Raw genomic sequence first — 10,996 nt, 5'->3', positions numbered from 1 at the left:
CATAAAGGGCAGGGCGGCCGGCGACCTCGAGATCGTCCGGCGTTCTCCCAGACAAGGAAAAATACCCATGGCTAAGAACCAAAGGGATGAACTCGTCTTTGTGCCGCTTGGCGGCGTTGGCGAAATCGGCATGAACATGGCGGCCTATGGCTTCGGACCGGCGCATCGTCGCAAATGGATCGTGGTCGATTGCGGGGTCAGCTTCGGTGGCCCTGATCTGCCTGGCATCGAACTGATCATGGCCAATCCCGAATTTCTCGAGGAAAACGCCGACGACGTCCTGGCTCTGATTCTCACGCATAGCCACGAAGATCACTACGGTGCGGTACTCGACCTCTGGCCGGTCTTTGACAAGCCGGTCTATGCGACCCCGTTTACCGCCGCCATGCTGGCCGCCAAGCGGGCGGGAGACGGTATCGTCGAGAATGTCGATGTCACCATCATGCAGCCGGGCAAGCCGTTCGAAGTCGGTCCCTTCACCATCGAGCCTATCAATGTGGCGCACTCGATCCCGGAATCGAACGCCATCCTGATCACCACGCCGATTGGTCGCGCCCTGCACACGGGCGATTGGAAGCTCGATCCGACCCCGGTTATCAGCGCACCAACCAATTTTGATCGCCTCAAGAAGATCGGCGAGGACACCTCCTCACCGCTGGCTTTGATCTGCGACTCCACCAACGCAACCAAGGAAGGCGAAAGCCCAAGCGAACAGGAAGTCGGCGACAATCTCGCCAAGCTGATCGCCGATGCACCGCACCGCGTCGCCGTCACGACCTTCGCCTCGAATGTCGGACGCGTGGTGTCCATCGTTCGGGCCGCCCATAAGGCCGGTCGTGAGGTGGTTCTTTCAGGTCGCTCGTTGCACCGGATCATGGGCATTGCCCGTGAGTTGGGCATGCTTGAGGGCCTGCCAACTTTGCACGACCAGGATGCCTTCAAGTCCATCCCGCGCGACAAGTGCGTGCTGATCTGCACCGGCAGCCAGGGCGAGGCCCGCGCGGCCATTGCCCGTATCGCCCGTGGTGACCACCCGGTGATCGACCTCAATGCTGGCGACCGCATGATCTTTTCGTCCTGGGCCATCCCGGGCAACGAGCGCGAAGTCATCGACATTCAGAACCTGCTGATCGACAAGGGTGTCGAACTCATCACCGCCAATGACGCGCTTGTCCACGTGACCGGCCACCCTCGGCGCGGCGAGTTGCAGAAGCTCTACTCCTGGGTCAAGCCCGAAGTGCTGGTGCCGGTTCATGGCGAGTCCGTGCATTTGCAGGCCCATGCCAAACTGGGCCGGGAAGAGGGCATTCCCAATGTCTGTGAAGCTCGCAATGGCGATATGGTCCGGCTCTTCCCCGAGCCTATGGCCTACCCGGCCGAAGTGCGCACCGGCGAACTCTATCTCGATGGTCTGGTGCTCTGCACCCCCGAGGAAAGCGGCGTGAAGGGCCGCCGCCGCCTGTCCTTTGGCGGCATGGTCATCGTCAGCCTCTGCGTCAATGGCGGTGGTCAGGTTGTCTCTGGCCCCGATCTGGTCGTCGAGGGGCTGCCCGAAACCGACGATGAATCGGTTACCGACCTCATCGAAGACACCATCACCGGTGTCATCAAGTCGATGCCCGCCAAGCGCCGCAGCGACACCGAAGTGCTCAACTCAGCGCTGTTCAAGGCCATCCGCAACGAGGTCAACGCCTTCTGGGGCCGCAAGCCCAACGTCTCGGTCTTCGTGCATCGGGTTTAGTCGGCCGCTACTCCAGAGGAATAGCCGCATCGGAGATGTACTCGTTTCGATACTCGCTGCGCAGGCTGGTCTGCGCCAGGGCAGCGAGTACCGCCTCGTCTTCTGACGCATAGATACCATTGGTCTGCCCTGACACGGTGTCTCTGACAGTCCATCCTTTGGGACAGGGTTGGTGAATGAAGCGAAAGATGTATCGTTGGGCGGGCTGGCTCATGCCTTCAGCAATGATTGTTGGCCCGTTTGCGTTCGCCGCCTTCGCACCATCTGCTTGACGATGGTTAATGCAACTTGAACGACCCCGGTTGCGACATGCTGACGGCTTCCCACCGACCCAAAATCCGCGTTAGGTAGCCCTATGCAAATCGGATCGATCATCGCCGTTTATTTCGTTGTCTGGTGGCTCACCTTTGTGGCGGTTATGCCCATCGGCAGTCACAGCCATCACGAAACCGGCGCAGAAATTGTCGCCGGCTCTGATCCCGGGGCCCCAATTGCGCCCCGCCTGATCACTAAAGCGCTGATCACCACTGCCCTGGCCGCTGTGCTCACTGCGCTCCTGCTGTGGGGCATCAGCAACGAAACTCTACAAGCCTACTGGAATCGCTGATCCGTACCTCTCCCTGCCGGACGGGCCCGTAGAAATGGGTGGGCGGTTTTCATCGCCCCCTTGTCAAATCCGGTCAGCGTTTCTTTGCTACCGCGTGGGTATGCGCCAACTCCAGTGCCGCCACGATGTCCGCCTCATTGGCTGACGCCAACGTCATGGTCGTCCAGCCTTGGCGCCCCCAGCCATTGTCGATGACCCGGAATATCTCCGGCGCGACCATGCACTTCAATTCCTGCTCCTCTGGCGCGAATTTGATATTGGCGCTTCGGCCATCGGCTGCCAGGGTCGCAAATGTGCGATTCACCTTGAAGGCGACCTTGTCAAAATGCGGCGCGGAGATCGCGCCTGGCAGGCTCAAAGCAATTCGCGTGAATGTTGCGGAATCGGTCATAACAATTTGTTCCTCAAACAAAAAAGCAGGGCACGAGGCCCTGCTTGAATGAGTTTGTTCGACAATACGTTGGTCTTAGGCGCGCTACGAAGCGGCTGCCAACGCTCCTCCCTTGACGTTGTCGACGTCCGGCGGTTTGGGCCACCTTTGTTTTATTGGGGCGGACCCTAACAACAGAAAATCGCTCTGCCAAGTACATTCTGCATAGCTTGCATGCTTGCATCGAATGGACGGTTGCGATTTGAGTGTGCATCAGCAAATCCTGCGAGTCGACCTGAGCATGTTCCGGAAAAGTGGTCGCCGGTTTTCCGACAAGGACATGCTAAAAAAGAACATCAGTCGGAGTTCCAATGCGCTTTTCCCGCTACTTTATGCCGGTGCTTCGTGATGTGCCCAAGGAAGCCGAGATCGTTTCGCACCGCCTGATGTTGCGCGCCGGCATGATCCGCCAGCAGGCCTCAGGCCTCTATTCCTGGCTGCCCATGGGCTACAAGGTGCTGATGAAGGTGCAGAAGATCATCGAGGAGGAGCAGAACCGCTCCGGCGCGGTGGAACTTTTGATGCCCACCATTCAGTCCGCCGATCTTTGGCGCGAATCCGGCCGTTACGAAGCGTATGGCAAGGAGATGCTGCGCATCGAGGACCGGCACGAGCGCGAATTCCTCTATGGTCCCACCAATGAGGAGATGATCACCGACATCTTCCGCAGCTATGTGAAGTCCTACAAGGACCTGCCGCTCAATCTCTACCACATCCAGTGGAAGTTCCGCGACGAGGTGCGCCCGCGCTTTGGCACCATGCGCTCGCGCGAATTCCTGATGAAGGATGCCTATAGCTTCGACCTCACCAAGGAAGATGCGGTCAAGGCCTATGAGCGCATGTTCGTGGCCTATCTGCGCACCTATGCCCGCATGGGCCTGACCGCCATTCCGATGCGCGCCGATACCGGCCCCATTGGCGGCGATCTCAGCCACGAATGGATCATTCTTGCCGAAACCGGCGAGAGCCAGGTCTTCTGTCACCGCGACCTGCTCGACAAGCCCATTCCCGGCAAGGACACCGATTTCATGGGTGACCTCACGCCCATCTTCAATGACTGGACCTCGCTCTACGCCGCTACTGAGGAGATGGTCGACGAGGCCGAATACGAAGCCGCTGTCCCCGAGGACAAGCGCGTCTCCGCCCGCGGCATCGAAGTGGGCCACATCTTCTATTTCGGCACCAAATATTCCGAGCCGATGAAGGCCAGCGTCACCGGCCAGGACGGCAAGGAAACCGTCGTGCATATGGGCTCCTACGGCATCGGCCTGACCCGCGTCGTACCCGCCATCATCGAAGCCAGCCACGACGAAAACGGTATCGTCTGGCCGGTCTCGGTTGCCCCCTTCGAGGCGGTTTTGATCAATCTCAAGGCAGGCGATACCGATACCGATGCCGCATGCGACAAGCTCTATGCCGAGCTCACAGCAGCCGGCATCGACATGCTCTATGACGACCGCGACCAACCCGCGGGCTCTAAATTCGCCACAGCCGACCTCGTCGGCATCCCCTATCAACTGATCCTCGGGCCGCGCGGCCTTAAATCGGGCGAAGTTGAAATCAAGCATCGCAAGACCGGCGAGCGCGAATCGCTGCCGCTCACCGAGGCGGTCGCTCGCCTTAAAGGCCTGATCGAACCCCAGCGGATGACCGACATTTGACCGACAGCGCGCCAATGCCGAGGGGAGGGCGGGCGACCCGTCCCTTCGCCCGTTTCGAATGGTTGATAGCTGGGCGCTATCTGCGCGCCCGCCGCAAGGAAGCCTTCATCTCGGTCATTGCCAGCCTCACCATGGTGGGTGTCGCCATAGGCGTGGCGACACTCATTGTCGTCATGTCGGTAATGAACGGTTTCCGCGGCGAGCTGCTCGACAAGATACTGGGCCTCAACGGTCACTTCACCGCCCATCCCATCGAAAGCCAGTTCACCGACTACAAGGAAACCGTCGCGGCCCTGGAACAGGTCGATGGTGTGTCTTTTGCCGTCTATTTCGTTGAAGGCCAGGTACTGGCCTCCGGCCGCGGCTCATCCACTGGCGTTTCCGTCCGTGGCATGGATGAAGAGAACCTCAAAAAGCTCGATCTGCTCTACAATTCGGCAGAGCAGGGCGGTTTCGACCAGTGGGACGACAGCAGGGGCGTGGCCATCGGCTATCGTCTGGCCCAGACGCTTGGCGTCGGAATTGGCGACCAGGTGCAGATTATCAATCCCGATGGCGCGATGACGCCCTTCGGCTCGACCCCGCAGATCCGCTCCTACCCCGTCAACGCCATCTACAATCTGGGCATGGTCGAGTTCGACAGCTTCTTCATGTATATGCCTCTCGAGGCTGCGCAGGATTATTTCCGCATGGTCGATGAGGTGCTCAAGCCCGGCATGGAGCGGCTTGATCCGCTGGCCAGCGACGCCGAAATCGACGCTGCCTATGAGCGCGTCCCTCGCGCCACGGCCGTCGAAGTGTTCATCGACGATCCCGATGAAGTGGCCCTGATGCGTCAGCGCCTGCAATCGGCGCCCGGCGTGCGCCCGCTGGTCCTGACCGACTGGCAGCAGCGTAACGAAACCTTCTTCTCGGCCCTGCAGGTCGAACGGGTGGTGATGTTCACCATCCTGTCCATGATCATCCTCGTGGCCGCGTTCAACATCATTTCCAGCCTCATCATGCTGGTGAAGGACAAGAGCGCCGATATCGCCGTGTTGCGCACCGTGGGTGCCACACGCGGCGCCATCATGCGCATCTTTTCCATCACCGGCACAGCCATCGGCGTCATCGGCACACTGGTGGGAACTGTCATCGGCCTCATCGTTGCGGCCAATGCCGAGACCTTGCGCGCCTCGATTTCCAACCTGCTCGGGGTGACGCTCTTCCCGCCTGAAGTCTTCTTCTTGTCCTCGCTCCCCAGCCGCACCGATCCCATGGAGGTCACCGTAGTGGTCTGCATGGCCCTGGGATTGAGCTTCCTGGCCACGCTCTATCCCGCCTGGCGCGCCGCGCAATATGACCCGGTCGAGGCCCTGCGTTATGAGTAAGCCCCATCTCAAGCTCTCCGGCGTCCATCGCCATTATGGCGAAGGCGACATGTTGGTGCGCGTACTTGAAGCCGCCGATCTGACGGTTGAAAGCGGCGAACTGGTCGCTCTGGTCGCGCCGTCCGGCGCCGGCAAGTCAACGCTGCTACATCTTTGTGGCCTGCTCGAATCCCCCCAAGGGGGAGAGATTGAGATTATCGGTCAGTCCACCAGTCGCTTGGGCGATCGCGCTCGCACCCAGCTCCGGCGTTCGACCGTCGGCTATGTCTATCAGTTCCACCATTTGCTGCCTGAATTCACCGCCCTCGAGAATGTGGCCCTGCCGCAGCTCATCGCCGGTCAGGACCAGAACAAGGCCGAAGCCAGGGCCATGGAACTGCTCGAACTGCTCGGCGTGGCACCTCGCGCGGCCCATCGCCCGGCCGAACTGTCCGGTGGTGAACAGCAGCGCATCGCCATTGCCCGCGCCGCCGCCAATCATCCTCGCGTCATCCTCGCCGACGAACCCACTGGCAATCTTGATCCTGAAACCAGCGACCTGGTGTTTGAAGCCCTCAAGGATCTGATCAAGAACGAAGGCGCTGCCGCCCTCATCGCCACCCACAATCACGACCTCGCCCGCCGCGCCGACCGCATCGTCACGCTCAAGGGTGGTTTGGTGGTTCCTCACACGCTTTGAGCCGTCCCGGAGGGCTGGGCGCACCGGGGGCGCGGCCGGAGGCGAGAACGCTATGAGCGTTTGGCGCGAAAGGCACGAAGACAAGGCATGCTCGATCCAACCTCCTCCCGCTATCAGCGGGATGTGGCATTGCGTTCGCATATTCCACCCCGCCGGACGTCACCCTCGGGCCTGAGCTTCTAAATCAGTAATCCCCGCCTCCAAATCCTCCCGTATCCTCCTTCCATCCCGTCACACACGCGGCCCCGACGCAGGGCCGGGCGGGGAGGCCGGGAAGAGGGGCGCCTCTTTACGCGGGTAGAAGCTCGGCAGCCGGACCTGCAACAACGGTACCGCCTGAATCCGGACCCGTGGAAAATCCGTGTTTCCGTGACGAACGGCCAGTGGCTCGTCTACTTAGTTTCGGAAGGGCCACTGGCCGTTCGTTACCGTGCAACCGATAGCCGAGAGGCGAGGCGGCGCTTTGGGACGTCCCGAATCTTAACACCCGCCCAAGCTCTCCTAACGAAATCCTAACCAATAAACCGCTGTCCCCGGTTTCACCGCTGTTCCTGTCTGGACGAGAACAAACGGAGAATATAAAAGAACATTACAGAAACACGGGAGACCAAGATGCTCGATTTTGTCAAAGACCTCGCCGCTTTCGTTACCCTTGGCGCCTTCACCATCGGCTCGCTCACCTGGATGGATATCATCACCCATCTCGTGTGATCCGCTGTGGATTGAAGCAACGGTGGTTTGACCCGGGCAATGTGCTGCCGCAGGGTCAAATCAGGAGATCCATATGCGCGGCCCTGGCTTCATTCACCTTCACGTACACTCTGCCTTTTCGCTGCTAGAAGGCGCTTTGCAGCTTGAGACCATACTCAAGCTCGCAGCCGAAGACGCGCAACCGGCGCTTGGCATCGCCGACACCAACAATCTCTTCGGTGCACTCGAATTTTCGGAGAAGGCCACCAAAAAAGGCATTCAGCCTCTGATCGGAGTTGAACTCGCCGTCGATTTCGCCGCCGCCGAAGAACGGGTCAGCGAACGTGGCCATACGGCCTGGGCAGGCAAATCCAGCATCGTTCTGATGGCCCAGTCAGAAGTGGGGTTTTCCAACCTCTCGCAACTGGTCTCTCGCGCCTATCTTGAAGGCGAGGACGGGATGGCCCGGGCGAGTCTGGATTGGATGACGCGCGAAAGCCTTTCGGGCCTCATCTGTCTGTCCGGCGGTCCCGAAGGCGGCATCGATATGGCCTTCGCCAACGGACAGGACGCCAATGCGACCCGCCGACTGGATCGGCTGGCTGATCTGTTTGGCGACCGCTTCTATATCGAACTGCAGCGCCACGGCCGGCCCGCTGAGGCGACGGTCGAGCCGCGCCTGGTCGACTACGCCTATCGCAAGGGCATCCCGCTGGTCGCGACCAACGAACCCTATTTCAAGACCGAAAAAGAACATGAGGCGCATGATGCGCTGCTGGCCATCGCCGGCAGTTCCGTGCTCGCCCAGACCGAGCGACGCAAGCTCAACGACCAGTATTATTTCAAGACCCGCGCGGAGATGGTCGAGCTGTTCTCCGACTTGCCCGAGGCCCTCGATTCGACCGTTGAGATCGCCAGGCGCGTAGCTTTCCGTCCGCGTACCCGCGGCCCCATCCTGCCCAAATTTGCCGCGGGTTCGCACGCCACTGAAGACGAAGTGGTTGCCGCCGAAGCTGCCGCGCTGCGCAAGATCGCTGTCGAGGGACTCGATAAGCGCCTGGAAACCGTTGGCCTGGCACCCGGCAAGGAAGAAAGGGAATATCGCGAGCGGCTCGATTTCGAGCTGGGCATCATCGAGAATATGAAGTTCCCCGGCTACTTCCTGATCGTGGCGGACTTCATCCAGTGGGCCAAGGCCCAGAATATTCCGGTCGGGCCTGGCCGTGGTTCGGGTGCCGGCTCTCTGGTCGCCTATGCCACCACCATCACCGACCTCGATCCGCTTCGCTACAATCTGCTGTTCGAGCGCTTCCTCAATCCGGAACGCGTCTCGATGCCGGACTTCGATATCGACTTCTGCCAGGACCGGCGCGAGGAAGTCATCGATTACGTGCAGGACAAGTACGGCTCGAGCCAGGTCGCCCAGATCATCACCTTCGGAACGCTGCAGGCCCGCGCTGTGCTGCGCGACGTCGGGCGTGTGCTGCAGATGCCCTATGGTCAGGTGGATCGCATTTGCAAGCTCGTGCCCGCCAATCCGGCTGATCCCTGGTCCGTCGAACGCACCATGAACGAGGTGCCACAGTTCAAGCAGATGGCCGATGAGGACGAGACGGTCGGTCAATTGGTGGAGATTGCCAAGGCTCTCGAAGGCCTGTTCCGCCATGCTTCGACCCACGCCGCCGGTATTGTTATCGGCGACCGGCCCCTGCAGGAACTGCTTCCGCTCTACCGCGACCCGCGCTCCGACATGCCGGTCACCCAGTACAACCTAAAATGGGTTGAGCCGGCGGGCCTGGTCAAGTTCGACTTCCTCGGTCTCAAGACCCTGACTACCATCCGCTACGCGGTGGATATGGTGAAGCAGCGGGGGATCGAGCTCGACATCGACGCCATCGATATTGAGGACGCGGCCACCTACAAGCTGTACGCACGTGGCGACACCTACGGCATCTTCCAGTTTGAATCGGCGGGCATGCGTCGCGCCTTGATGGATCTCAAGCCCGACCGTATCGAAGACCTGATCGCTATGAACGCGCTCTATCGGCCCGGCCCGATGGACAATATCCCCAGCTTCATCAGCCGCAAGCACGGCACAGAAGATGTGGCTTACCCCCATCCCGCGCTGTCCGAAGTGTTGGACGAGACCTACGGCATCATCGTCTATCAGGAGCAGGTGATGCAGATCGCCCAGCTGCTCTCTGGCTACTCGCTCGGCGAAGCCGACATGCTGCGCCGCGCCATGGGCAAGAAGATCAAGGCGGAGATGGACAACCAGCGCATCCGCTTCCGCGAGGGCGCAGGTCCCAACGGCGTGAGCGCCGAGTTGGCGGACGAGATCTTCGACCTGTTGGCCAAGTTCGCCAATTACGGCTTCAACAAGAGCCACGCTGCGGCCTATGCCTGGGTCAGCTACCAGACCGCCTATCTCAAGGAGCATTTCCCGCACGAATTCTATGCGGCCTCCATGACCCTCGATATGGCCCAGACCGACAAGCTCTCCGACTTCCGGCGCGAGGCCGGCAAGAAGGGCATTGAGGTCGTTCCGCCCTGCGTCAACCAGTCCGAGGTATTGTTCGCGGTCAAGGACGACCGGGTCCATTATGGCCTTTCGGCGGTCAAGGGCGTCGGCAGGGCCATGGCCGAGCACATTGTCGAAGTGCGGGGTGATCAGCCTTTCAAGGATTTGGGGGACTTTGCCCGACGTGTCGATCCGCGCGTGCTCAACAAGCGCACGCTCGAAACCCTGGTCAATGCCGGCGCATTCGACTCTCTGGCGCCGCGGCGCGAGGTGGCATTTGCGGCCGTCGAGTCAGTCATCGGAACTGCTCAGGCCTTGACCGCCGACCGCTCCAGCGGTCAGGTCTCGCTGTTCGGCGGCGTGGAGGAAGAGCCATTCCGCCTGCCGACCGGGGTCGCTGTCTGGAATTCAACCGAGCGCGCCGATCGTGAGTTGGCAGCTATCGGTTTCCACCTCTCGGCCCATCCCCTCGATGCCTACGCCGACATGTTCGAAAAGCTCCGCGTGCAGCGCTGGAGCGACTTTGAACGGGCGGTGAAAGATGGGGCCGGGGCAGGGCGTCTGGCCGGGACGATTTCATCGCGTAACGACAGGCGTACGCGTAAAGGCACGCCGATGATGATCCTGACCCTGTCGGATCAAAGCGGCACCTATGAGTGCATCGCCTTCTCCGAGCAGATCAACGAGTTCGGCGCAATTCTGCAGCCGGGCAATTCGGTTATCCTGCAGGTCGGGGCCGATGAGCGCGCCGAAGGCATCAGCGTACGCTTGATGTCGGCTGAACCCATTGAAGGCATGGCCGAGCGTATCGACCGGCAATTGACCGTGTTCCTGGCCGATCCGCAGGCTCTGGGGCCGACCAGCGCGCAGCTCAAACGCGGCGGCAATGGCACGGTCAATTTCGTGGTGATCCGGGACGGGGGGGCGCGCGAATATGAAATCGAACTGCCCGGCAAATACAATGTCACCGCCGAAGTCGCCGGGGGCATCAAGGCTCTTGAGGGTGTAACGGACGTTCGCTTCGCCTAAACGAACGCGGGGGAGGCGAGCCTTTGGGGGCTCTTCCTCCCTCGCTCAGGGGCTCTCACCCTTGACCCCGCGTCTGGGCGCGGGTCTATGGTTAATTAATACCACAACAGCGCCGCTGGTTGCTTGAAATTGTCGTGAATGCCGCAGGCGCCCGTTTCTCGGCCATATCTGGGTTGCTTCCGGCACCACCTTGGCATATAGCAGCCACGCGTTCGGCATGGGTCGATCGTGATTTCACACACGGAGCAGGCTTTTCCCTTGCGGAAAA

At 60.6% G+C, this 10,996-nt stretch carries 8 protein-coding genes; 6 read left to right on the top strand and 2 right to left on the bottom strand.

All coding sequences use genetic code 11. From position 1 onward, the window contains the following. Positions 1-67 precede the first annotated feature (67 nt). Positions 68-1,741, top strand: coding sequence for a ribonuclease J (locus GGR20_RS01160; protein ID WP_183309408.1), 1,674 nt, complete (start codon positions 68-70; stop codon positions 1,739-1,741). A gap of 7 nt (positions 1,742-1,748) precedes the next feature. Here GGR20_RS01160 and GGR20_RS18890 read toward each other — a convergent pair whose 3' ends face one another. Further along, positions 1,749-1,877 carry a hypothetical protein gene (locus GGR20_RS18890; protein WP_276511858.1) on the bottom strand — a complete coding sequence of 43 codons (129 nt, stop codon included), beginning with the start codon at positions 1,875-1,877 and terminating at the stop codon, positions 1,749-1,751. A gap of 219 nt (positions 1,878-2,096) precedes the next feature. Here GGR20_RS18890 and GGR20_RS01155 point away from each other — a divergent pair, with 219 nt between their 5' ends. After that, a complete protein-coding gene (locus GGR20_RS01155) occupies positions 2,097-2,348 on the top strand; it encodes a DUF1467 family protein (RefSeq protein WP_183309407.1) in 252 nt (83 codons plus the stop codon). Between the two features lie 73 nt (positions 2,349-2,421). On the opposite strand, the gene GGR20_RS01150 is transcribed toward GGR20_RS01155, so the two are convergent. Further along, positions 2,422-2,739: an MmcQ/YjbR family DNA-binding protein gene (locus GGR20_RS01150; RefSeq protein ID WP_183309406.1), complete on the bottom strand. Its 318-nt coding sequence runs from the start codon at positions 2,737-2,739 to the stop codon at positions 2,422-2,424. Between the two features lie 350 nt (positions 2,740-3,089). Between GGR20_RS01150 and proS the strand changes: the two genes are divergently transcribed. The 4 genes from proS (at position 3,090) to dnaE (ending at position 10,728) form a co-directional block, all read left to right on the top strand. After that, on the top strand, positions 3,090-4,439 hold the full coding sequence (proS, locus tag GGR20_RS01145) for a proline--tRNA ligase (RefSeq protein WP_183309405.1): 1,350 nt from the start codon (positions 3,090-3,092) through the stop codon (positions 4,437-4,439). Between the two features lie 14 nt (positions 4,440-4,453). Further along, a complete protein-coding gene (locus GGR20_RS01140; protein WP_183310026.1) occupies positions 4,454-5,809 on the top strand; it encodes an ABC transporter permease in 1,356 nt (451 codons plus the stop codon). Further along, positions 5,802-6,488 (top strand): ABC transporter ATP-binding protein, encoded by a 687-nt coding sequence (locus GGR20_RS01135; protein ID WP_183309404.1) that lies wholly within the window; start codon positions 5,802-5,804, stop codon positions 6,486-6,488. Before GGR20_RS01140 ends, GGR20_RS01135 begins: the two co-directional genes overlap by 8 nt. A gap of 784 nt (positions 6,489-7,272) precedes the next feature. Continuing rightward, positions 7,273-10,728, top strand: coding sequence for a DNA polymerase III subunit alpha (gene dnaE, locus GGR20_RS01130; RefSeq protein ID WP_183309403.1), 3,456 nt, complete (start codon positions 7,273-7,275; stop codon positions 10,726-10,728). Positions 10,729-10,996 lie beyond the last annotated feature (268 nt).

This window comes from Devosia subaequoris, assembly GCF_014197055.1.
Taxonomy (GTDB): domain Bacteria; phylum Pseudomonadota; class Alphaproteobacteria; order Rhizobiales; family Devosiaceae; genus Devosia; species Devosia subaequoris.
This window is presented reverse-complemented; position numbering and strand designations above follow the sequence as displayed.